General features: G+C 46.3%; 25 protein-coding genes. 19 read left to right on the top strand and 6 right to left on the bottom strand.

Annotated elements, in window-relative coordinates; genetic code table 11:
* Nucleotides 1–164: 164 nt before the first annotated feature.
* The 3 genes from AAKU64_RS11545 to purU all read right to left on the bottom strand — a co-directional run bounded on the left by AAKU64_RS11545 (nucleotide 165) and on the right by purU (nucleotide 2,590).
* Complete coding sequence (locus AAKU64_RS11545; protein WP_354331875.1) at nucleotides 165–929, bottom strand: spermine/spermidine synthase domain-containing protein; 765 nt, start codon at nucleotides 927–929, stop codon at nucleotides 165–167.
* Between the two features lie 127 nt (nucleotides 930–1,056).
* The gene (locus AAKU64_RS11540; RefSeq protein ID WP_322118278.1) at nucleotides 1,057–1,602 is read right to left on the bottom strand and encodes a YaeQ family protein; all 546 of its coding nucleotides are present in this window, start codon (nucleotides 1,600–1,602) and stop codon (nucleotides 1,057–1,059) included.
* A 121-nt stretch (nucleotides 1,603–1,723) separates the two neighbouring features.
* Nucleotides 1,724–2,590 (bottom strand): formyltetrahydrofolate deformylase, encoded by an 867-nt coding sequence (gene purU, locus AAKU64_RS11535; protein WP_354331863.1) that lies wholly within the window; start codon nucleotides 2,588–2,590, stop codon nucleotides 1,724–1,726.
* Between the two features lie 252 nt (nucleotides 2,591–2,842).
* On the opposite strand from purU, the gene AAKU64_RS11530 reads away from it, so the two are divergent.
* Nucleotides 2,843–3,871 carry an NADP-dependent oxidoreductase gene (locus AAKU64_RS11530; RefSeq protein ID WP_354331861.1) on the top strand — a complete coding sequence of 343 codons (1,029 nt, stop codon included), beginning with the start codon at nucleotides 2,843–2,845 and terminating at the stop codon, nucleotides 3,869–3,871.
* Nucleotides 3,872–4,136: 265 nt separating this feature from the next.
* Here the strand turns inward: AAKU64_RS11530 and otnI are convergent, their stop codons facing one another.
* Together otnI and AAKU64_RS11520 are read right to left on the bottom strand one after the other, a co-directional pair.
* On the bottom strand, nucleotides 4,137–4,937 hold the full coding sequence (gene otnI / locus AAKU64_RS11525) for a 2-oxo-tetronate isomerase (RefSeq protein WP_354331859.1): 801 nt from the start codon (nucleotides 4,935–4,937) through the stop codon (nucleotides 4,137–4,139).
* A gap of 35 nt (nucleotides 4,938–4,972) precedes the next feature.
* Nucleotides 4,973–5,965, bottom strand: a complete 993-nt coding sequence (locus tag AAKU64_RS11520) for a bile acid:sodium symporter family protein (RefSeq protein WP_354331857.1) — start codon at nucleotides 5,963–5,965, stop codon at nucleotides 4,973–4,975.
* A gap of 372 nt (nucleotides 5,966–6,337) precedes the next feature.
* On the opposite strand from AAKU64_RS11520, the gene AAKU64_RS11515 reads away from it, so the two are divergent.
* Together AAKU64_RS11515 and AAKU64_RS11510 are read left to right on the top strand one after the other, a co-directional pair.
* The gene (locus AAKU64_RS11515; RefSeq protein WP_354331855.1) at nucleotides 6,338–6,694 is read left to right on the top strand and encodes a hypothetical protein; all 357 of its coding nucleotides are present in this window, start codon (nucleotides 6,338–6,340) and stop codon (nucleotides 6,692–6,694) included.
* A gap of 221 nt (nucleotides 6,695–6,915) precedes the next feature.
* A complete protein-coding gene (locus AAKU64_RS11510; RefSeq protein WP_354362156.1) occupies nucleotides 6,916–7,227 on the top strand; it encodes a hypothetical protein in 312 nt (103 codons plus the stop codon).
* 352 nt (nucleotides 7,228–7,579) lie between these two features.
* On the opposite strand, the gene AAKU64_RS11505 is transcribed toward AAKU64_RS11510, so the two are convergent.
* Nucleotides 7,580–8,026, bottom strand: coding sequence for an Lrp/AsnC family transcriptional regulator (locus AAKU64_RS11505; protein WP_322119361.1), 447 nt, complete (start codon nucleotides 8,024–8,026; stop codon nucleotides 7,580–7,582).
* 164 nt (nucleotides 8,027–8,190) lie between these two features.
* Between AAKU64_RS11505 and AAKU64_RS11500 the strand changes: the two genes are divergently transcribed.
* From AAKU64_RS11500 to AAKU64_RS11425, 16 genes are all read left to right on the top strand, one after another.
* Nucleotides 8,191–9,282 (top strand): saccharopine dehydrogenase family protein, encoded by a 1,092-nt coding sequence (locus AAKU64_RS11500; RefSeq protein ID WP_322119362.1) that lies wholly within the window; start codon nucleotides 8,191–8,193, stop codon nucleotides 9,280–9,282.
* A gap of 219 nt (nucleotides 9,283–9,501) precedes the next feature.
* The gene (gene amaB / locus AAKU64_RS11495) at nucleotides 9,502–11,004 is read left to right on the top strand and encodes an L-piperidine-6-carboxylate dehydrogenase (protein ID WP_354331873.1); all 1,503 of its coding nucleotides are present in this window, start codon (nucleotides 9,502–9,504) and stop codon (nucleotides 11,002–11,004) included.
* A 155-nt stretch (nucleotides 11,005–11,159) separates the two neighbouring features.
* On the top strand, nucleotides 11,160–12,029 hold the full coding sequence (locus AAKU64_RS11490) for a substrate-binding periplasmic protein (RefSeq protein WP_354331851.1): 870 nt from the start codon (nucleotides 11,160–11,162) through the stop codon (nucleotides 12,027–12,029).
* Between the two features lie 42 nt (nucleotides 12,030–12,071).
* Entirely contained in the window at nucleotides 12,072–12,377 is a 306-nt protein-coding gene (locus tag AAKU64_RS11485) for a helix-hairpin-helix domain-containing protein (RefSeq protein ID WP_354331849.1), read from the top strand.
* A gap of 11 nt (nucleotides 12,378–12,388) precedes the next feature.
* Nucleotides 12,389–13,267 carry a substrate-binding periplasmic protein gene (locus AAKU64_RS11480; protein ID WP_354331847.1) on the top strand — a complete coding sequence of 293 codons (879 nt, stop codon included), beginning with the start codon at nucleotides 12,389–12,391 and terminating at the stop codon, nucleotides 13,265–13,267.
* A gap of 140 nt (nucleotides 13,268–13,407) precedes the next feature.
* Complete coding sequence (locus tag AAKU64_RS11475) at nucleotides 13,408–13,629, top strand: VF530 family protein (protein WP_354331845.1); 222 nt, start codon at nucleotides 13,408–13,410, stop codon at nucleotides 13,627–13,629.
* 264 nt (nucleotides 13,630–13,893) lie between these two features.
* Entirely contained in the window at nucleotides 13,894–14,382 is a 489-nt protein-coding gene (gene iscR, locus AAKU64_RS11470; RefSeq protein WP_354331843.1) for a Fe-S cluster assembly transcriptional regulator IscR, read from the top strand.
* Between the two features lie 106 nt (nucleotides 14,383–14,488).
* A complete protein-coding gene (locus tag AAKU64_RS11465; protein ID WP_354331841.1) occupies nucleotides 14,489–15,742 on the top strand; it encodes an IscS subfamily cysteine desulfurase in 1,254 nt (417 codons plus the stop codon).
* Between the two features lie 30 nt (nucleotides 15,743–15,772).
* Nucleotides 15,773–16,168, top strand: a complete 396-nt coding sequence (iscU, locus tag AAKU64_RS11460; protein ID WP_322119369.1) for a Fe-S cluster assembly scaffold IscU — start codon at nucleotides 15,773–15,775, stop codon at nucleotides 16,166–16,168.
* Between the two features lie 38 nt (nucleotides 16,169–16,206).
* A complete protein-coding gene (gene iscA / locus AAKU64_RS11455; protein ID WP_354331839.1) occupies nucleotides 16,207–16,530 on the top strand; it encodes an iron-sulfur cluster assembly protein IscA in 324 nt (107 codons plus the stop codon).
* Nucleotides 16,531–16,631: 101 nt separating this feature from the next.
* Complete coding sequence (hscB, locus tag AAKU64_RS11450) at nucleotides 16,632–17,135, top strand: Fe-S protein assembly co-chaperone HscB (RefSeq protein ID WP_354331837.1); 504 nt, start codon at nucleotides 16,632–16,634, stop codon at nucleotides 17,133–17,135.
* A 542-nt stretch (nucleotides 17,136–17,677) separates the two neighbouring features.
* On the top strand, nucleotides 17,678–19,540 hold the full coding sequence (hscA, locus tag AAKU64_RS11445; protein WP_354362155.1) for a Fe-S protein assembly chaperone HscA: 1,863 nt from the start codon (nucleotides 17,678–17,680) through the stop codon (nucleotides 19,538–19,540).
* An 84-nt stretch (nucleotides 19,541–19,624) separates the two neighbouring features.
* The gene (fdx, locus tag AAKU64_RS11440; protein ID WP_322119373.1) at nucleotides 19,625–19,963 is read left to right on the top strand and encodes an ISC system 2Fe-2S type ferredoxin; all 339 of its coding nucleotides are present in this window, start codon (nucleotides 19,625–19,627) and stop codon (nucleotides 19,961–19,963) included.
* Between the two features lie 28 nt (nucleotides 19,964–19,991).
* Nucleotides 19,992–20,186: a Fe-S cluster assembly protein IscX gene (gene iscX / locus AAKU64_RS11435; RefSeq protein WP_354331833.1), complete on the top strand. Its 195-nt coding sequence runs from the start codon at nucleotides 19,992–19,994 to the stop codon at nucleotides 20,184–20,186.
* A 493-nt stretch (nucleotides 20,187–20,679) separates the two neighbouring features.
* Entirely contained in the window at nucleotides 20,680–21,591 is a 912-nt protein-coding gene (locus AAKU64_RS11430; protein ID WP_354362154.1) for a creatininase family protein, read from the top strand.
* A gap of 42 nt (nucleotides 21,592–21,633) precedes the next feature.
* Complete coding sequence (locus tag AAKU64_RS11425) at nucleotides 21,634–22,965, top strand: YVTN family beta-propeller repeat protein (protein ID WP_354331829.1); 1,332 nt, start codon at nucleotides 21,634–21,636, stop codon at nucleotides 22,963–22,965.
* The last annotated feature ends 32 nt before the right edge of the window (nucleotides 22,966–22,997 follow it).

The raw sequence follows: 22,997 nt of genomic DNA, 5'->3' as shown, positions 1-22,997 counted from the left end.
CTTTCATCTTGCCAGAAATGGCCGCTCCTTTCTCATCTATTTTGCGCTTCTCGCAATAAAATTACTCTCCGGTGTTTCGTTTTGCAAGAACCTCCAATAAGATAAATATAAATATGTTCACGCAGCCCGCCTCTATAAAAATGCATGATTTTCACTAAAAAATATTACTCGCCAACCTGCTCTTTCATCCACAACTTCAATCCATCGACCCAGGATTTAGCGCGTAAATTATATTTTTTCTTAACTACACTGGCGCGCTCGTATAAATCACTAAAATCGAGAGAAGGTGCTTTTTTAAAAGCGATGACAACCAGATTTTCATCGTCAACTGCCGGTAGCCAGACTACGGCATCAAATACCAACTTCATCGCATCAATATTTTTGGCATAGCTGTCGTAGTCGCCAAACACATTCGTCGTCATGATGCCGTCTTCCGTCAAGCAATCAGCGCAGGCTTGATAAAACTCAGGGCTATCTAAAACAGGACCGCGTGATAGTTCATCGTATAAGTCGACTTGCAAAACATCGATCGTATTATGCTGAGCACGATCCAGTACAAAGTCCATCGCATCCATATTGCGGACTTGCAAACGCGCGTCGTTCGGTGGCAAGGCAAATAAAGCCTCGCAAGTAGAAATCACGGCAGGATTGAGTTCAACCGCAGTCACTCGGGCATCGGGAAACTGGCGATAACTGAATTTAGTCAGCGCCGCAGCACCCAGACCTAATTGTGCGATATGTTGTGGCTCGGTTTTAAATAACACCCACACCACCATGTTTTGCACGTATTCAAGCTCAATCGCGTCTGGTTTAGTTAAACGCATTGCGCCCTGCACCATCGGTGTCCCCAGATGCAGAAAACGCACGCCGTCGTCCTCTGCTGTCGTTACCGGAGGAAATTTAAATGACTTAGGCTTAAAAATAGACATCAATGATTTGACCAAGATGATTAGACTTTATTCAGACTTAGGAACGGACTTAGGTACCGACTTAGGAACGGAATTAGAAACAGAATTAGAAACAGAATTAGTTTGCAGACTTAAAATCAAATTTCAATTAAGCCTGATCGGCCTTAAAGGTTTCCAGATCAATTTGTACCGACTCATCCCCTGCTGTCAGCCAGATCTGCGCATCTTGAATCGTGCATTGCAATTGCATATTTCTTTGTGCGAGTTTGGCAAGCGCCTGACTGGTAGCCGCGGGCACATTCATGACCTTAAGATTTTTGGCGCGATCGAGGCGGCTATTCATTTGCTTCCACCAGATGTCGCTGGTGCTGGCATAACTATAGGCGACCACTTGCTCAGACCGGCCGCAAGCTTTGAGCAAACGACGGTCATCCGGCTGCCCTACTTCGACCCAAAGCTGGATCGCATCTGTGTAATCTTTTTCCCATAAATCGGGTTCTTCGGTATCGGAAATGCCTTTGCCAAAACTCAGCTTTTCACTGGCATGGATGGCAAATGCCAAGACTCTGATCATCATACGTTCGTCCGTTTCGGACGGATGTCTGGCGATGGTCAGGCTATGGTCAGCGTAATAGCCGCGATCCATGTCAGAGATATTCAGATCAGCTTTATAAATGGTGGATTTGAGTGCCATGCAACTTCTACTTTAAAAAATAATGGGACATCCGCTTGGCGCATACCCCTTGAACTAGCAAACAGGCTAGCAATTGAGCTAGCGAACGGAACCAGTGAATTCGGTGAAAAAGACTATCTGCTTATTTAAAAACGACAGTCTTATGTCCGTTCAACAAAATACGATGCTCGACAAACCATTTCACAGCGCGCGCTAGTACGACACACTCCACATCACGTCCTATCGCGGTCAGTGTGTCTGGCTCCATCGCATGATCGACGCGCTCTACATCTTGCTCAATAATCGGACCTTCATCCAGATCACCGGTAACAAAATGCGCGGTTGCACCAATCAGCTTAACGCCACGTTCATGCGCCTGATAATACGGCTTAGCACCTTTAAAACTCGGCAAAAACGAATGGTGAATATTGATTGCCTTGCCTTGTAAGGCATTGCATAACTCTGGTGACAATATCTGCATATAACGTGCTAGAACGACCAGTTCAATCTCATTCGCTTCGACGAGTTCGACAATTTTTTGTTCTTGCACACGCTTGGCATCGGCAGATGCCCCGGCAGCTAAAGGCAAATGATGGAATGGAATATTGTAACTAGCCGCTAACTGATAAAAATCGGTATGGTTAGAAACGATCGCTTTAATCTCCACCGGCAGTAAACCGCTTTTATAGCGGAACAGCAAATCGTTGAGGCAATGCCCGATCTTGGAAACCATCAACATCACACGCGGTTTGTGGCGCGCATCATGCAATTGCCAGTTCATCTGAAAATCGCCACCCAATGCAGCAAAACCTTGTCGTAAACTGGTATCGCTGATCGCAGCGTCCTCCGCCGCAAAATGAACGCGCATAAAAAACAAAGCCGATTGCGCATCGCCAAATTGGGCGGAATCAATAATATTGCAGCCATGGTTGGCCAGGAAGCCGGAAACTTTGTGAACAATGCCACGTTGATCTGGACAAGACAGGGTTAGGATATATTCTGGATACATAGTTAAAGGTAATGCTTTAGAAATCAAAAGAAATCAGCAAAAAACTGTCGATGTAGTGCAAAAAAACGAGTGCGTATTGTCGCATGCCACTTGATGCGTCTTAAATCAATTTAAAAGCACGATCGTTCTAATTAATCGTGTATAGTTTGATGATTCATTGCTATCTCAATGATAGATATCTTTAGTACGCTTTTTTAGATTTCACATTGCATTTTAAATTTGCAACCCATCCAATAAAAACCTGGAGACAACATGACAAACACACTCAGCAATCAACAATATCGTCTCGCCGCCCGTCCGGTCGGCAACCCAAAACATACTGACTGGTCTTTTACGACGGAAGCCGTACGCGATATCGTCGATGGCGAAATCGTCGTACAAGCGATTTATCTGTCGCTGGACCCAGCCATGCGCGGCTGGATGAACGAAGGCAAATCTTACATCCGTCCGGTAGCGATTAACGAAGTCATGCGCGCCGGTGGTATTGGTAAAGTGATTGCTTCAAAATCGTCCCGCTTTGCCGTCGGCGATTATGTCTCTGGCGGTGTTGGTGTACAAACATACTGGGTTGGTGCGGCTGACGATAAAGTTGCTGGACTCTACAAGGTCGATCCTAAGCTGGCACCATTGCCAAAATACATGAACGCATTGGGCATGCCTGGCATGACCGCTTACTTCGGATTGTTGGATGTCGGCATGCCAAAAGCGGGGGAAACCGTAGTGGTCTCCGGCGCCGCTGGCGCGGTCGGCCAGACTGTGGGTCAAGTCGCGAAACAAAAAGGTTGTCGCGTCGTCGGCATCGCGGGCGGCAAAGATAAATGTGATTTCGTCGTTAAAGAATTGGGTTTTGATGCTTGTATTGATTATAAAAATGGCTCAGTCAAAGATGGCTTGAAAGAACATTGCCCGAATGGCGTTGACATTTATTTTGATAATGTCGGTGGCGAAATTCTGGATACCGTACTAACCCGCATCAACATGAAAGCACGCATTATTATCTGCGGCGCGATTTCTCAATACAACAATACAACGCCCGTCAAAGGTCCGGCAAATTATCTGTCATTGCTGGTCAACCGTGCCCGTATGGAAGGCATCGTCGTCTTCGACTATGCGGCGCGTTATGGTGATGCAGTCAAAGAAATGGGCGTATGGATGGCGCAAGGCAAATTCCATACGCGGGAAGATATCGTCAAAGGTATCGAGACTTTCCCCGATACTTTGATGATGCTATTTGAAGGTAAAAACTTCGGCAAACTAATTTTGCAAGTGGGCGAAGAGTAAATCAGAATTGCCTGATTAGTTGCGCATGTTAAGTCGTCATTCCGGTCATAACATGAATGGCGACTTAGTAAGCGACTCAATGCGCAAGCTAGTGAACAACTTCGCGATATTCGGTTTAATCGCCGAATATCGCCAATATATACTCCCACCCGTATTTATTAAGTGTCCAATGATTCCTTGGACAATACGGCTCATTTTATAAAAAAATGGGGGAGTATAGGTTTTTTAGCTGTGATGAATTAGCCCAGCATTTGGTCTGACAATCTCATGCCAGCCAAGGTTTTAACCAATTTAATCCCTCTGATGTCCCTGCCCTCGGTCTGTATTCACAACCGATCCAGCCTGCATAATCCAGCGCATCGATCTGGCTAAACAAATATGGATAATTCAGCTCGCCCAGATCGGGTTCATGCCGATCTGGCACACCTGCAATTTGGATATGGCCAATGCCGCCATGCTTGCGCTGCATATCGCGCTGAAGCTTTTTGCTGACATCGCCTTCCATAATCTGGCAGTGATAAATATCAAATTGCACTTGCAGATTTTCTACGCCGATTTCAGTACAAATCTCTTGCGCCTCTTGCTGATGGGTCAAAAAATAACCGGGCATATCGCGTGTATTGATGGGTTCAATCACTACAGTGATGCCCTCTTTTGCAGCAAGCAACGCAGCATAGGCAAGATTTTTAAGATATACGGCACGATGGCGCGCTCTGTCCAGCTCTTCTTGCTCAGGCTGTATTAATCCTGCCATGACATGTAATGTACGATTACCCAACACGCGGGCATAATCTAGTGCGACATCAATCGCATGCTTAAACTCATCCTCACGTCCCGGCAACGACGCCAGACCTCGCTCGCCCGCAATCCAATTTCCAGGAGAGACATTGAAGAGAACTTGTTGCAGTCCATGCTCATCTAAATTCTGACGTAATTGGCTAGCTGGATGATCGTAAGGGAATAAAAATTCTACCCCTTTAAATCCATCTTTAGCGGCAGCAGCAAAGCGGTCAATAAAGGCGTGTTCGGTATACATCATGCTGAGGTTAGCGGCAAAACGGGGCATCGCGACTCCTTCGTAATTATTTCTATTTTTCGGTTTTAAGTGTCAACAGACCCTAGTCCAGCTATTTCATTTCTACGAGCATAACGTTGCGCTAACACGGCGCAGACCATTAGCTGCAATTGATGGAACAACATCAGCGGTAGCAGCACCATGCCTACCGTGTGGCTGGCGAATAAAACTTTTGCCATTGGTACGCCACTGGCGAGACTCTTTTTGGAACCACAAAAAACGACAGTAATTTCATCCTCTTTACTAAAACCGAACTGACGGCTGGCATAAGACGTTAAGAAGATGATAATCGCCAGCATCACACCGCTAATGATCAGCAGACTGGCCAACATCACCAGCGGTACCTGCTTCCACAAACCTTGTACAACAGCCTCGCTAAAAGCGACATAAACGACTAACAGAATAGAGCTTTGATCGACCATCTTAAGGACATCTTTATTTCTCTCTATCCAGGGTGCGATCAAAGGTCGCACTAATTGGCCAGCCACAAACGGCAGCAGCAATTGGTACACAATCTTTAATACTGCATCAAATGAAGAATGATTAGCGCCATTCGATACAACGATCAGGCTGACTAATAAAGGCGTGAGAAAAATACCGAGCAAATTGGAGGCAGATGCGCTACAAACCGCTGCGGGTACATTACCGTGCGCGACCGAGGTAAAAGCGATCGACGATTGTACGGTTGAGGGCAGCACGCATAAAAATAAAATACCAAGATACAGCTCAGGTGTAATCATCCACAGCAGTACAGGTTTCAATAGCAAACCAAGAATCGGGAAAACTGCAAAGGTAAATAACAATACTGTTAGATGTAAACGCCAGTGACCTGCACCGGCAATCACAGCCTGACGAGAAAGTTTTGCGCCATGCATAAAAAATAGCAGGCCAATCATGAACGTCGTTACATAGTCAAAACCAACTGCCACATTGCCAGTGCAAGGAAAGATACTCGCCGTCAGGACGACTGCCAATATCAGCAAGGTCATGTTATCGGGCAAAAAACGGGGACGCTTCATATTGGAATACGCGGAGTGCGTGGAGAGAAAATAGAGAATACTTTGATTGTACTGTAAGCCTCGCTATCTCAAGCGTGTCATAGCTATCCAAATACAATTTGCTACAGACTGACAAGCCTGGCGCTTTAGGTGCTGACTTTACATTGGTTATATGCTGGCAATCTAATCACTGACATTTTTGTTTATTTAGAAACAAATCGCTGACGCTCCAGCCGTGTTTTAACCTGCTTCATCCCTGACTTTATGCATTCCGTCGCATTCGCATAGCAACTCCAGAGTCACTTGCCTACAGTGATGACATCGCAACACAAACACACAAATTCATTGAAGCACGCTTAATTAAACATCTTAATTACCCAAAGGAGCATCACCATGAAAACCATTAACAAATTCAACACTACCGGCATCTTCTCCATCGCATTGATCGCAGGTGTTCTGGCAGTATCATCAGCTTACCAATCACCGGTCAATACCAACGCAGATAACGCGATATCTACCGTAACGATCGTCGCAAAACGTCTTAGCGCTGAGGAAAAACTGGCTTACGATCAACAAACATCCATCGTAACAGCAGCAGCAATAGAGTCGACCACAGCGCCGACCATACAAACAGTATTGATCTCAGCTAAACGTTTAACAACAGAAGAAAAATTGGCAATGGATAAAGAAGCATTGACGATCCGTCAGGCAACGGCTCAATCGAACAGAATTATTCGCCACTCGGTATAAAGTTATCTCTAGATTTTTAAGCTCTGGCTACAAGGAATTGACGCTACTGCCTGAAAATGATCTGAGTGTGCTTAATCCTAGATTAGATACTGAATTAAATACTGGATTTGACACCTGTTCGTCATTTATTTGATATGTCGTAAATGTAGAAAAAAACCTACAAACAAGTTACATAATTAAAGCGTCTGATCGTCGCAATTCATTTAAAATGCAAAGCTATTATGTTAAAAAAATCTCTTTTATTCGGCTTATCTGTTTTGGCAATCATGGCCAGCACAGCTTTTAGCCAGCAATTCGTCGCGATGGCAATATCTGCACCGATTGCAACACAGTCAAACACTGATTCTGCGGCTGCGCCCGTACGCGCCTCAGCACAAAACTCAATCCTGCTTGACCGAAGTGGTATGGACAGAGCCTCAGTCCACTTACAGATTCTGCGCCAAACTAAGACTCATTTTGCCGACAGTAGCTCACCTAAAAAATCCGTGGCTGACGATAAAAAAATGCAAGTCAAACCTGCCAATAATTCTTAAATTACTACTGTTTTAATTGCTATTTTGACTGTTATTCTGACGGTCATTTCAATTTAATATCAAAGTTTGACGAGTGCATTCATCGTAAGTATTCACCGCGCACAGTGATGACATTGGTAAAACGTTTCAACAAGTGCCCTTAGCTTAGTTAAGGTCTGCACAAAAGTTTAAAAAAATAAAATCTTCAGCGATTTTCCATTCACAAGCTGAAGAAAATCAATATACTCCCCAATTTTTTTATCAAAAACACCTACTTGTCCAATCTTTATAAGGACGATTAATATTTACTCCCTATGAGTATATATTTATATCCACTCTGATTTATCACCAATCTCCAAACTAAAGCAGACCATCACAGAGCACTACGATCAATCCGCTTGCTCAGAATAATCGACGTCGAAGTCTGCCGCACGCCATCCAATGCACCGATCTGATCCAATAAGCGATCTAACACTTCGGTGGTGCCGCAACGCAAAGTCAGCATGTAATCAATCGCACCACTCACCGCGCACAAAGTCTCCACCTCGGGCAATTGCTGTAAATATTTCATCAAATTGGGAGCAAAACGCGCCTCTACCGACAAGCCTACATATGCCCGCACTGCTGGCTGAAACATAGTCTGATTCAGCTTAAGTCCATAACCAGCTATCACCCCCTGCTTTTCTAGCGCGCTGATGCGGGCAATCACCGTGGTTCTGGCGATACCAACTTGTTTTGCGATGGTGGTGACTGGCAGCCGGGCGTTATCCATTAGCAAGGCGAGGATTTTGTTATCGATATCGTCTAGGTTGGGCTTCATTGGCACTCCATATAGTCATATTGTAGTAATTATCAGTCATATTGTATTTTAATCCTGCATATTGACGATAATTTACACTCTATTATCTGACAAACATTGCTTTTACACTGACACCATTGCCAAAATATTTACAGCTTTTTTACACCAAACCTCTGGAGACTCCCATGACCACTAAACTCATTCTGCTTGGCGCCGGCAAAATCGGCGACGCTATCCTCAATTTGCTGTCACACACTGGCGATTACCTGATTACCGTTGCCGACCGTGATGTAGAACGTCTGAAATATGTGGCTCAAGCGGGCTTCCCTAACGTAACAACCGTGCAACTGGATCTGGGCGACAAAGCAGCAGTAACTGAGCTGATCCGCGGCCATAAAGTGACTTTGTCTGCTTGTCCTTACTTTTTGACACCCATCATTGCTGGCGCAGCCAAAGCGGCGAATTCTCATTATTTCGATCTGACTGAAGATGTGGAAAGCACACGCATCGTCAAACAACTGGCAGAGGGCGCGGATTGCGCATTTGTCCCGCAATGTGGACTGGCACCAGGATTTATCTCTATCGTCGCTAATGATGTCGCAAAACGTTTTGACAGTCTGCGTGATGTCAGCATGCGCGTCGGTGCTTTGCCGACCTTCCCGAATAACGCGTTGAAATACAATCTGACCTGGAGCACTGACGGTCTGATCAACGAATATTGCAATCCTTGCGAAGCCATCGTTGACGGTCAGTTGCGCGAGACAGCAGCATTGGAAGAAATCGAACATTTCTCCTTGGACGGTATCGATTACGAAGCATTTAACACCTCCGGCGGCTTAGGTACTTTATGCGAGAGTCTGCAAGGTAAAGTCCAAAATCTGAACTACAAAACCGTGCGTTACCCCGGTCATCGCGATATCGTCAAAATGTTGATCCGCGATTTGGAATTGGGCAAACTGGAACGTCGTCCAATCTTGAAAGACGTATTAGAAACCTCCATTCCAATGACCAAGCAAGACGTGGTATTGGTATTTGTCAGCGTAGTCGGTATGCGTGAAGGTCGTCTGGAACAAGAGTCCTACGCTAAGAAAATTTACGCTCAAGTCGTCAACGGACAATTGCTGTCAGCTATCCAGTTGACTACGGCATCCGGCATTTGCGCCATGGTGGATTTGGTTGTGACTGGCAAATTACCTAAGCATGGTCTGGTGCGTCAAGAGCAGGCAAATTTGGCTGATTTCCTGGCGAATCGTTTCGGTCAGTACTACGCGGCATAAGCTAAGTAACTAAATTCGGTAATTAACCAGGTGAAGGTTCGTTAACGATTACAATCTCTTCGCTCAGGGTGCGCATTGTTTTTCACTGCTCACCCTATTTATTTTTAAATTTTGTAGCAATATTTTTAAACCTCATTCGTCAAGGCGCATCCGCAACATATCTTACCCAGATACGCTGCCATAGCCAGACAAACCATTTTGGAGACCAATATGGACAACATGAATATCGCAACAGTGTTAAGTCAACTCGGCGTCAATCTCGCCGACTACCAAGGTCAGGATCTGTCTAGTGTCTCGCCAATCGATGGCGCTACTCTCGCCACTTTGCGCGCAGACAATTCAGACCAGGTGCATGCCAAAATCACCCGTGCGCAATCAGCCTTTTTGCACTGGCGCAATGTGCCAGCGCCTCGTCGTGGCGAGTTAGTCCGCTTGTTCGGCGAAGAACTACGCCAGCATAAAGAACAACTCGGCCTGGTAGTGACTTTAGAAGCCGGCAAAATTCTTCAAGAAGGTTTAGGCGAAGTACAAGAAATGATCGACATCTGCGACTTCGCAGTTGGTTTGTCGCGCCAGTTATATGGCCTAACTATTGCATCAGAACGTCCAGGCCATCGCATGATGGAAGTCTGGCATCCGCTTGGTGTCGTTGGTGTCATTTCTGCCTTCAACTTCCCGGTTGCAGTATGGGCATGGAACGCGGCATTAGCCTTCGTTTGCGGTAACAGCGTGACCTGGAAACCCTCAGAAAAAACACCTCTGACTGCAATCGCAACCCACGCTTTATTTATGAAAGCCGTCGCAAAATTTGGTAGCGATGCTCCGGAAGGCTTGGCAGAACTGATCATCGGCGACCGCAGCACTGGCGCACAAATGGTTAACGACAAACGTGTGGCATTGGTGAGCGCAACTGGCAGCACACGTATGGGTCGCCAAGTAGCTGAAGCTTGCGCCAAACGTCTGACCCGTACCATCCTGGAGCTGGGCGGCAACAACGCCATGATCGTCGCTGAAAGCGCTGATCTGGAAATGGCAGTTCGCGGCATTACTTTCTCCGCCGTTGGCACTGCGGGACAGCGCTGCACTACCCTGCGCCGCCTGTTCGTACATAACAGTGTGTACGACACCTTGATACCACGCTTGAAGAGAATTTACGCAGATCTGCCGATCGGCAATCCGGGCAGCAAATCCACCTTGATCGGTCCGCTAGTTGACAGCGCTGCATTTGATGCAATGCAAATGGCACTCGCAACGGCCAGTGCAGAACAAGGCAAAGTGTTTGGTGGCGAACGGGTGACAATTGAAGGATGCGAAAACGGTTTTTACGTGCGACCCGCATTAGTAGAAATGCCGACTCAGACCCTCAGCATGCATCATGAAACCTTCGCGCCAATTATGTACATCGTGCGCTATACCGATCTGCAACAGGCGATTGACTGGAACAACGAAGTACCGCAAGGTTTGTCGTCTTCTATCTTCACCACTGACATGCGGGAAGCAGAACGCTTTATGTCTGACAGTGGCAGCGATTGTGGTATTGCCAACGTCAACATCGGCCCGTCAGGCGCAGAAATCGGCGGTGCATTTGGTGGTGAAAAAGAAACCGGCGGCGGTCGCGAATCTGGCTCCGACTCCTGGAAAGCGTATATGCGCAGATCAACCAACACCATCAATTACAGTAATTCACTGCCATTGGCACAAGGTATTAGTTTCGATATCTGATCAATATTTGCTTCCTTTTAAAACCGCCACTTTGTTGGCGGTTTTTTTTAACATAAAAGATACATTCACTCACTCACCAATGAGTAAGCAGATTAAACTAATCTCTTACTATATTACGACACTCAGCAGCAGAACAACTTCATAGGTGATCTCCGATGTCTATCAAGCAGTTGCTCTCTATTTTCACTCTGTTTTTATGTCTGGCGGAACCTGTCTGCGTATCCGCGGCAACAACACAAATCATTCGCTACCCTCGTCTCTCTGCACTATATGATCCCCAGGGTGAATATATTCTGGAGCTATTACGGCAAGCGATAAAATATAGCGGCCAGTCATATCAGCTGATAGCCAATGAAGATCCTATGCAGCAGGCGCGAGCAATTTATGAGATGACGACTGGCACTGGCGGGATAGATATCTTGTGGACAATGACAACCAATGAGCGCGAGACGCAATTAATTCCCATCCGAATCCCCATCGATAAAGGCTTGATTGGTTGGCGTATTCCGCTGGTGACAATGCAAAATAGTGATTTACTTCGTAACGTAAAATCGATAAAAGATTTAAATGCATTTATCGCAGGACAAGAGCTTGACTGGCCAGACGTTGCAATTTTAAAAAATAACGGTTTGCTAGTGAATACGTCTACCTCTTACGAGCCTTTATTTAATATGCTTAAAGCTGGGCGATTCGATTATTTTCCACGGTCAGTATTTGAAATCCAAAAAGAAGTCGAATCCCATCCCAAGCATGGCCTTGCCATAGACAAAAATATCATCTTGCACTATCCGGCAGCGATGTATTTTTTTGTCACGCCACGTGAGCGTAAAATGGCAGAAGATCTTCAAAATGGTCTTGAAGAAATGATCAAAAATGGTAGCTTTGAAAAAATATTTCAAAAACATCTGCAAGTAACAATTAAGCAAGCCAACATTAAACAAAGAATCGTCATAGAGCTAACTAATCCTTTGCTCTCGGCAGAAAAAATGCCGTTGAATAAACCTGAGCTTTGGTATCGTCCTTAAATTTTTAAACAGCCATTTGTCCCTTAATCTCTATTTTTTGATATGCCTAAGCCACCAAGAGAAAAAATCCGCAAGTTGGAAGATCTACCCAATGTAGGTAAAGCCTGCGCGGGTGATTTACGCTTGCTTGGTATAGAGCTACCAGAACAACTCAAGGGGCGAGATCCGTATGCTATGTATGATGAATTGTGCATTCTCACCAATGCGAGGCACGATCCCTGTGTGATCGACACCTTCATATCAGCAGTACGCTTTATGGAGGGAGCACCTGCTCTACCTTGGTGGGATTACACAGAAGAACGAAAAGCGTATTTGGCCTCCAACATGACCTCAGCTGATCCTGAATAAGCCCTGAGTTCATGTTAATCAAACGCCTACCTTACTCAATTTCTTTCGCCATCTGCCTGATCTGTCTGGCCAGCCAAGTAATCGCCATCGCTAAACCGACTGTACAAATTCGCTATCCAGCCTCGGTGGCAACCAACGATCCACATAATAAATATGTGCTTGAATTGCTCAGAACTGCGCTAAAAAATTCTGATAATAATTATCGTCTCATACCCAGTATTGCAAAAATGCAGCAAGGCAGATCAATCTATGAAATGAAGGCAGCGTCTGGCCTGATTGATATTTTATGGACTATGACGACGGACGAGCGCGAAGCGCAATTAATTCCGGTAAGAATTCCCATCGACAAAGGTCTGATCGGATGGAGAATTCCGATAGTAACGAAAGAAAATAGCGATATTTTTAAAGAGATTAAATCGATCAAAGCATTGGCCACTTTGTCCGCAGGTCAGGAACAAGATTGGCCAGATGTCGGCATCCTGAAAAGTAATGGTTTGCCGGTAGAAGTTTCCACTACTTATGAACCACTTTTTTCTATGCTGGAAGCGGGACGGTTTATGTATTTTCCTCGCTCGATTGTTGAAGTAGAAAATGAATATAAAGCCCACCCCGAGCAAAACCTGCATATTGATACGCATATCGCATTACATTATCAATCAGCCTATTACTTTTTTGTCACTCCCCGCAATCCAAAGCTGGCTGAAGATATACAAGAAGGTTTAGAGAAAATGATAAAAACCGGTGAATTTGAGAGAATTTTTTTAAAATACCACCAAGCCACAATTAAAAATATCAATCTTAAAAACAGAACCATCATCAACCTAAAAAATCCGCTCATCAGCCCAAGTAAACTACCGCTGAACCGACCAGAACTATGGTACATACCGTAAAGATGTTGACGTCAGGATGTTGATTTATTTCCTTTGATTTGCGGCATTTGACAACTGTATTTGACAACCGTATTCAACGAGGATCATGCTGATATTGTCTTAAATTAATTCTGGTTTAAACAATTTTTTAATAAAACACAATGAACAACACAGTCCAAAAACTCAGCTTAGACGGCATAACACTAGAAGCAATTCTAACCAAGCTGGTAGAACAATATGGGTGGGAAGGCTTGGCCCAACAGCTCAGCATTCGCTGCTTTGAGCTTGATCCCAGCATTAAATCCAGCCTCAAATTTTTGCGCAAAACACCTTGGGCAAGAGAAAAACTAGAACAAATTTACTTGCAATCAGGAAATGCCTGACCAGCAAAGAAAATTTTTATGGAATTACGATTGCTTAGCAATAATCAAATCAACTGCCCGCAAAGTCATACTCAGCCTCAGTTTTAGATAAAATCTCAGAACTACCTAGTGCCTTGCTTTTCCACTTCTAGCCTATACCTGACAGTTTCACTCAAGTTTGCTATACTTGAGGGAAACGCTCAAGCTTTATCCCATCACTGTTTGAGCTAATTAGTGATTTTTCACTAAAACAGTATCTGAATTTTCGCCTGGAGCAAACCACTCATGCGCCTGACCACCAAAGGCCGTTTCGCTGTGACAGCAATGATCGATCTGGCTTTACGCCAAGATAAAGGTCCTGTCACCTTGGCCGGTATTAGCCAGAGGCAAGATATTTCTCTTTCCTATCTGGAACAGTTGTTCGGCAAGTTGCGTCGCCATGAAATCGTCGAATCCGTACGCGGTCCCGGTGGCGGTTATACGCTGGCACGTAAAGCACAAAAAATCACTGTTGCAGACATCATCATTGCCGTAGATGAGGCCTTGGATGCGACCCAATGCGGGGGCAAAGGTAATTGTCACGGTAGCGACCAAAGCAATGGTATCCATTGTATGACCCATGAGTTGTGGGCAACGCTGAATGTAAAAATGGTGGATTATCTGGATTCTGTCTCGCTACAAGATTTAGTCAATCAACAGCAACAAAGAAATGCAGAAAAATCCGTGGTCGTCGTTCAGCATAAAACTGTCCACGTCCAACCGGTCAACATATAGAACTTGATGTAACACGCTGATGTATTACGCTGATGTAGCAACTTGATCCATTATTGATCTACGAACATATCGTCTATTGAACCCGCAGTAATTTTGGAGTATCACAATGAACGCCCCGCTGGAAAAAAGCCTGATCGACACCATACTGGCACCGCACTTCCCTATTTATATGGACTACTCGGCGACCACGCCAGTAGATCCGCGCGTTGCAGATAAAATGATTCCTTACCTGCGTGCGCAATTCGGCAATCCTGCGTCACGCAGCCATATGTACGGCTGGGATGCAGAGAAAGCGGTAGAAGAGGCACGTGCTCATGTGGCCGCCCTGGTCAATGCTGATCCGCGCGAGATCGTCTGGACTTCCGGTGCGACGGAAAGTATCAACCTCGCATTAAAAGGTGCTGCACAGTTTTACAAAACCAAAGGCAAGCACATCATCACGATTAAAACCGAACACAAGGCAACCTTGGATACGGTACGTGAGCTAGAACGCCAAGGCTTTGATGCGACCTACTTGCAACCGCAAGAAAATGGTTTGATCACGATTGAGCAATTACAAGAAGCGCTTCGTCCGGACACGATTTTGGTCTCTGTAATGTATGTCAATAATGAGATCGGCGTGATTCAACCGATTGATGAAATTGGTGAACTGTGCCGCTCTAAAGGCATCATTTTCCATTGCGATGCGGCACAAGCGACCGGCAAATTAGAAATCGATCTGGAAAAAACTAAAGTCGATCTAATGAGCTTTAGCGCGCATAAAAGTTATGGCCCAAAAGGGATTGGTGCTTTGTATGTTCGTCGCAAACCACGTGTCCGTATCGAAGCGCAGATCCATGGCGGCGGTCACGAACGCGGCATGCGCTCTGGTACCTTGGCTACACACCAGATTGCTGGTATGGGCGAAGCTTTCCGTATCGCGAAAGAAGAAATGGAAAGCGAACTGACACGCATCCGTTTTTTACGCGATCGTCTGGCAAACGGTTTAAAAGATATTGAAGAAACTTACGTCAATGGCGATATGGATCATCGTGTTCCGCACAACCTCAACGTCAGCTTTAATTATGTCGAAGGCGAATCGCTGATCATGGCAATTAAAGAGATCGCGGTGTCATCCGGATCGGCTTGCACTTCCGCCAGTCTGGAGCCGTCTTACGTATTGCGCGCCTTAGGTCGTAGCGACGAACTCGCACACAGTTCAATCCGCTTTACGATTGGTCGCTTTACGACAGAAGAAGATATTGATTTTACGATCAACCTGATCAAAACCAAAGTGGCCAAACTGCGCGAGCTGTCACCATTGTGGGATATGTACAAGGACGGAATAGACATCAGCTCTATTCAGTGGGCTGCCCACTAATTCCGCAGCGAACCTATTAGGAGTATCAAAATGGCATATTCAGAAAAAGTATTGGATCACTACGAGAATCCACGTAACGTCGGCGCGTTTGACAAGGGCGATGACACTATCGGTACCGGCATGGTCGGCGCGCCAGCATGCGGCGACGTCATGAAGCTGCAAATCAAGGTTGGTGCAGATGGCATTATTCAAGACGCCAAGTTCAAAACCTATGGCTGTGGTTCTGCGATTGCATCCTCCTCGCTGGTGACTGAATGGGTCAAAGGCAAAACCTTGGATCAGGCTCTGGATATCAAAAATACCCACATCGCCGAAGAACTGGCGCTGCCTCCAGTCAAAATCCACTGCTCGATTCTGGCAGAAGATGCGATTAAAGCCGCTGTATTAGATTACAAAACCAAACACGCGACAGAGCAAAGCGCCTAAGTTCAGGTGCCAGTACATTTGATTCAACAGGAACCAAGATGGCAATCACATTGACAGAAAAAGCGGCTAAGCATGTCAGCCGCTACATGGAACGCCGCGGCAAAGGCATAGGCTTACGCTTCGGTGTGCGGACGACTGGTTGTTCGGGCATGGCTTACAAGCTGGAGTATGTGGACGAGATTGGTAGTGATGATCAGATATTTGAGTCACATGGTGTCAAAGTCTTTGTCGATCCCAAAAGCTTGCCCTACATCGACGGTACCGAGCTGGATTTTGCCCGCGAAGGTCTGAACGAAGGCTTTAAATTCCGCAATCCCAATATGAAAGATGAATGTGGTTGCGGTGAAAGCTTCCGTATTTAAATATTTAAAGCAGACCTCTAGAGCCTGTTATCACTCAAATCGGGAGTGCGAATGAGTAATAACAGACTCTAATATTTGACATCAGAAAGTAATTACAGCGGATGCAAAATCATTTCGACCTGTTCCAGTTGCCACAGCAATTTGCACTGGACCAGTCCCAGCTTGATGCGGCTTATCGAGGAGTGCAATCCAAAGTACATCCCGATAAATTTGTACAAGCCAGCGATGCAGAAAAACGCGTCGCCATGCAATGGGCAACCCGCGCTAATGAGGCGTATCAGACTTTAAAAAAGCCGCTGAAACGGGCAACTTATTTGTGCGAGTTACATGGTGTGGATTTGCAGACAGAGTCCAATACAGCTATGCCCGCCGCATTTTTAATGCAGCAAATGGAATGGCGTGAGGCTTTTGATGACGCGAGACAATCCGGCGATCAATCGGCCTTAAGTGCTCTTGAAAATGAACTCAGCGCTGAGCTCAAAGAGCAATTGGCAGATGTCGGACATGCGCTAGATCAACAGAATTTTGCTCAGGCAGCACAATTGATACGCGCTTGCATGTTTCTGGAGAAATTTCGGGCGGATATTGCCGCGATTGAAGATTAACTCAGGATTGATCGGGGTTAGATTTAGCAGAACCAGTGTCACAAAAATCAGGTGAGCATGAATCACCTTTTTTTACGATTAAAACATGCTTGTGAAATCAGTTTTTTAGCTGCAATAATAAATATACTGGCCATTAGTATATTTTAATCGTCCATAGAATTATTGGACAATCTGGCAATATTGATAAAAATAATGGGGAGTATATTGAAATTGCGATGATGATCGTCGTAATTAAGTATACTCGTAAGCCACCGGATAAATGTAGTACAAGCTGTGATGATGTTACTCAACGCTATAACTTTGAAGTCTTGGTTTTACCTCATCAATCAGAAAGAACAAGTCTTTAATCAAGACAAAGCAACGACCAAGCAAAAATAAAAATAGACGAAGTTTAGTCAAGGTAAATACAAGCTCGAAACAAATTCAGCACAGTTTTATATCATCACATTAAGCACAAAATACATCGCTGGCGCACAGCATCGCATCAGAAAAAATAGTCAACTCATTGTCAACTAATTGTCAACATCAAGCGACCTAAACAAATGGCATTACTTCAGATTTCAGAACCAGGCATGTCCACCGCACCGCATCAGCATCGTCTGGCTGTGGGGATTGATCTTGGCACAACCAACTCGCTAGTAGCGACAGTACGTAACAGCATTCCCGAAGTATTGAATGATGAGCAGGGTCGCGCCTTGCTGCCATCGGTGGTGCGTTATTTGCCCAATGGCCATGCGCATATCGGCTACAAAGCGCAAGAAGCACAAACGATCGATCCTAAGAACACCATCATTTCCGCCAAGCGCTTTATGGGTCGCGGGCTAAAAGATATTGCCCACGCAGAAAATTTGCCTTACGACTTCCACGATGTCCCGGGTATGGTGCAGGTGAAAACGGTGGCGGGAATAAAAAGTCCGGTAGAAATTTCTGCCCAGATTTTGGCGACTTTGCGTCAGCAGGCAGAAGATGCTCTCGGTGATGATTTAGTCGGTGCGGTCATTACCGTCCCCGCTTATTTTGATGACGCACAAAGACAGGCAACCAAAGATGCGGCAAAACTCGCTGGGTTAAATGTATTACGTTTGCTGAATGAACCTACCGCCGCTGCAATTGCCTATGGTCTGGACAATGCGTCAGAAGGCATTTTTGCTGTGTATGACCTCGGTGGCGGCACTTTTGATATATCCATCTTACGCATGAGCAAAGGTGTGTTTGAGGTTCAGGCGACCGGCGGCGACTCTGCCTTAGGCGGCGATGATTTTGATCACCGCTTATTTTGCTGGATTGCGCAGCAGGCTCAACTAGCACCATTGTCCGATAGCGACACTCGCTTGCTGATGGTGAAATCGCGCGAAGCCAAAGAAATTCTCTCTACCAAAAATTCGACCATGGTAGATGCGGTACTGGAATCCGGTGAGCAAGTGCACGTCACCGTCAGTGCCGCCCAGTTTGTCGAGATCACGCAAACACTAGTCGCTAAAACGATCGCACCATGTAAAAAAGCGCTGCGCGACGCTAGCTTGACGATCGATGATATCGATGGCGTCGTCATGGTGGGTGGTGCTACCCGCATGCCGCATGTACGTAAAGCGGTTGGTGATTTTTTTCAGACGATACCGCTAGCCAATATTGATCCCGACAAAGTCGTTGCGCTCGGAGCTGCGATTCAGGCTAATCTACTGGCGGGCAACCGCGCGCCGGGCGATGACTGGTTACTACTCGACGTTATCCCACTCTCTTTGGGTGTAGAAACCATGGGTGGCCTGGCAGAAAAAGTCATCCCACGCAACTCCACCATCCCCTGTGCAAGAGCGCAAGAATTTACAACGTTTAAAGATGGTCAGACTGCGTTAGCGATCCATATCGTACAAGGCGAACGCGAACTGGTCAGCGATTGCCGCTCCCTCGCCCGCTTTGAGCTGCGCGGCATTCCGCCGATGGCAGCTGGCGCAGCGCGCATCCGCATTACGTACCAGGTCGATGCTGATGGCTTGTTATCGGTCGCCGCGCGCGAGTTACGTTCTGGTGTTGAGGCCTCAATCACGGTCAAACCATCTTATGGCTTGGGTGACGATGAGGTTGCCCGCATGTTGCAAGACTCTTTTGCCTCGGCAGAAGGTGACATGCAACTACGCGCGCTGAAAGAAGAACAAGTCGAAGCCGAACGTATTTTACTGGCGACTGAATCAGCACTGCAAGGTGACGCTCAGCTTTTATCCGAAACCGAAAAAACCACGATTGCAGGCCTGATGGGCGTAGTACGTCAGCAAGCCCAAGGTAGCGACCACAATGTTTTAAAAGCAGCGATTACAGCGTTGGCGGATGGTACTGAAGAATTTGCTGCGAGACGCATGGATCAAAGCGTGCGTACTGCCTTATCTGGAAAAAAATTAGACGACATTTAAGCTCTTGCAAATACTATTGCAACAACGCGCAAGCGATCTGTCATCTGCACTAATGTCATTATTGAGAAAAGAATAGAGAACACCATGCCACAAATTATCGTTTTACCTCATCCTGTACTCTGCCCAGATGGCGCAGTGATCGAAGCCGAAGAAGGAAAATCTCTGTGCGAGGCGCTGGTAGAAAGCGATGTAGAAATCGAACATGCCTGCGAGATGTCCTGCGCGTGTACTACTTGTCACGTCGTTATCCGCGAGGGATTTAAATCCTTAAACGGCTCAACTGAGGACGAAGAAGACTTGCTCGATGCGGCCTGGGGATTAGAAGCTAACTCCCGCTTGTCATGCCAGGTCAAACTCGGCAAGCAAGACATCACGATAGAAATCCCGAAATATACAATCAATCACGCACGCGAGAATCATTAAACTCGTTGTCAGAAATGAGGAGCGCATCATGAAATGGATAGACTCTCAGCAAATAGCCGAAGCGCTGTACGATAAATTCCCGGATATCGATCCGCTGACGATACGCTTCACCGACCTGCATCGTTGGGTCTGTGAGTTGGCGGAATTTGACGACGATCCGCAACATTCTGGCGAAAAAATTCTGGAAGCGATCCAGATGGCATGGATAGAAGAAGCCCGTTAATTGCTTCCATAAGCATATACTCCCCATTATTTTTAGCAATGATGCCAGATTGTCCAATATTTACTTGGACAATTAAATAATACACAGGGGCAGTATTATCCTAGAAGTATGGCAAAGCTTTAAAATAGCCGAAAAAAATCAAGACTAATTTCAGGCTTTCAACGACTATGTAGAAATCACCAGTCGAGCTATGTCCATCAAAAAATTTCTCGCTACAGCATGGATTTTTTCTAATGTAATTGAGCAGAATCAATAAATTCTTAAACAAGGCTCACGATCTGCCAGTTCATCAAACCCAAGCGCCTATAATAGAGGCCTTTCGGCAACTGCCGGTTCAGATGACTTTAGATCGATCTGTACCAGCCACCGCACTTCATAAGCGCTACATGAAACGAGTATCCATCAAAATTCGCATCCCTATTGAAATGGCATCTCCGGTGGAGAAACAGCTCATACATACGGCGATAATCGTATCCCCAATTCCCGAGTCATTATGCTGATGCATCCATTGAAACGCGGACAAATCCTTTGCACAATTTTGGCCTGCTCACTTTTAAGCTATTTGCTGACAAGCACAGTGCCAGCCCACGCAGCCAATGTAGCCAATGTAGCCAATGTAGCAGCAAGCAGCTCCGACAATATGATTGTCAATATCGATGAATTGTCCTCCTCTGAACTGCGCGACAAAATTGCTGCTGGCACGACTACGATTCTGGTTCCCATCGGTGGCACCGAGCAAAGCGGCCCCTATATTGCGCTCGGCAAACACAATACCCGCGCCTATGTGCTAGCCAGACAAATCGCACAAAAACTCGGCAATACCGTGGTGGCACCAGTCATCAGTTATGTGCCGGAAGGGTCTATCCATCCGCCGGTCGCGCATATGCGATTTACCGGAACGATTTCGATTCCTGATGCGACTTTTGAATCGATTCTGGAGGCAACTGCCCGTAGTTTTAAACAACATGGTTTTCGTCATGTCATCTTTTTAGGTGATCATGGCGGTTACCAAAAAAATGAGGACAAAGTCGCCGCCAAACTCAACCGCGAATGGGCCAACGATCCTGGCTGCCGGGTGATTGCCTTGCTGGATTATTACCGAATTACCCAAACCGCTTATATCGCAGATTTAAAGAGTCGCGGTTTTAGCGAAGCAGAAATCGGTACTCATGCCGGTCTGGCGGATACCGCATTGATGCTGGCAGTTGATAAATCCATGGTGCGCACTGAAGCTCTTGCTCGTGCCGCGAAGCCGGGACCGCAAGACGGCGTTTACGGCGACCCGCGACGCGCCACCGTAGAATTAGGACAATTAGGTGTACAGCGTATTGTAGAAACTTCCGTCAATGCCATCCGCGCAGCTTTGCGCGAGCATGAGGAAGCTACGATTAACAAACATAAATAAGCACAAATAAGCGTAAATAAGTAAGCGCAAGCAAAGGAAATAATGTTGAATCTGAATAAAACGTCTGCAAAATCATCTGCCAGCAAACTCAAAGTCAGTCTCGTATCTACAGCACTCCTTGTTGTCGCTGGAGTGGGTATCACGATGGCGACCCAAGTCATCGGCGCACCTGCCACCTCTGCCACTCCTGCAACGGTCAACGCGTTACCTTCAGCCATAGCGACGGTACCAGGCATGCCAGCGGTAATCGACCCACGCAATCTGTATAGCGAGAACGGCAGCACGCATTTAAGCCCCGTTGTTAATGATCATCTGGAGCGTGTTTACGTCCCTAACCTGCGTTCAAACGACGTGTACGTGATCGATCCGGCCAGCATGAAAGTCGTCAGCAAATTCAAAGTTGGCATCGCACCACAGCACGTCGTTCCTGCATGGGATTTGCGTACACTCTGGGTCGCCAATAACGCCGAACGCAGCAATAACGGCAGCCTGACACCGATTGATCCGCGTACCAGCAAACCCGGAAAATCCGTACCAGTGGATGATCCTTATAATATGTATTTCACGCCGGACGGTAAGTCCGCGATTGTTGTTGCAGAGGCTTTGCACAGGCTAGATTTCCGCGATCCGCAAACAATGGCATTGCAATACACGATTGATGCGCCTAAATGCGGTGGCATTAACCACGCCGATTTTTCGATTGACGGGCGCTATGCATTGTTTACATGCGAGTTCGAAGGCAGCGTCGCAAAAATTGATCTGGTCAACCGCAAGGTTCTTGGCTACTTAAAATTAAACGTGCCTCGTACCCGCTTTAAAGAAGGCGTTGATGCAGCTGCATCAGCACTGAACGGCCCTGCTGGCAGCGAAATTTGTACCTCAGCTAAAGGCATGCCGCAGGATATTCGCAGCTCTCCCGACGGCAAGCGCTTTTATATCGCCGATATGGATGCCGACGGTGTGCATATCGTCGATGGCGAAGCGTTTAAAGAAGTCGGCTTTATTCCGACCGGTTTGGGCGCGCACGGTATATATCCGAGCCGTGACGGCAAACAACTGTATGTCGCCAATCGCGGCACCCACAAAATCCACGGCAAACGTCGCGGCAAGGGTAGTGTCACCGTTATCGATTTCGCTAGCGAAAAAGTCGTAGCACAATGGCCGATTCCAGGCGGTGGTAGTCCAGATATGGGTAACGTCAGCGTCGATGGTAAATCTTTGTGGCTGTCTGGTCGCTTCGATGATGTGGTTTATCGGATTGACACAACATCTGGTGCGGTCATCCAGATCGCCGTCGGACAAGAACCACACGGCCTGACCGTCTGGCCTCAGCCGGGCAGATATTCTTTGGGACATACAGGCAATCTGCGTTAATTCAAATTAATGCACGTTAATGTGCATTAACG

It is taken from the genome of Undibacterium sp. GrIS 1.8 (assembly GCF_040544445.1).
Classification (GTDB): Bacteria; Pseudomonadota; Gammaproteobacteria; order Burkholderiales; family Burkholderiaceae_D; genus Undibacterium.
Note: the sequence above shows the minus strand (reverse complement) of the source record. Positions and strands in the feature narration are given on the sequence as shown.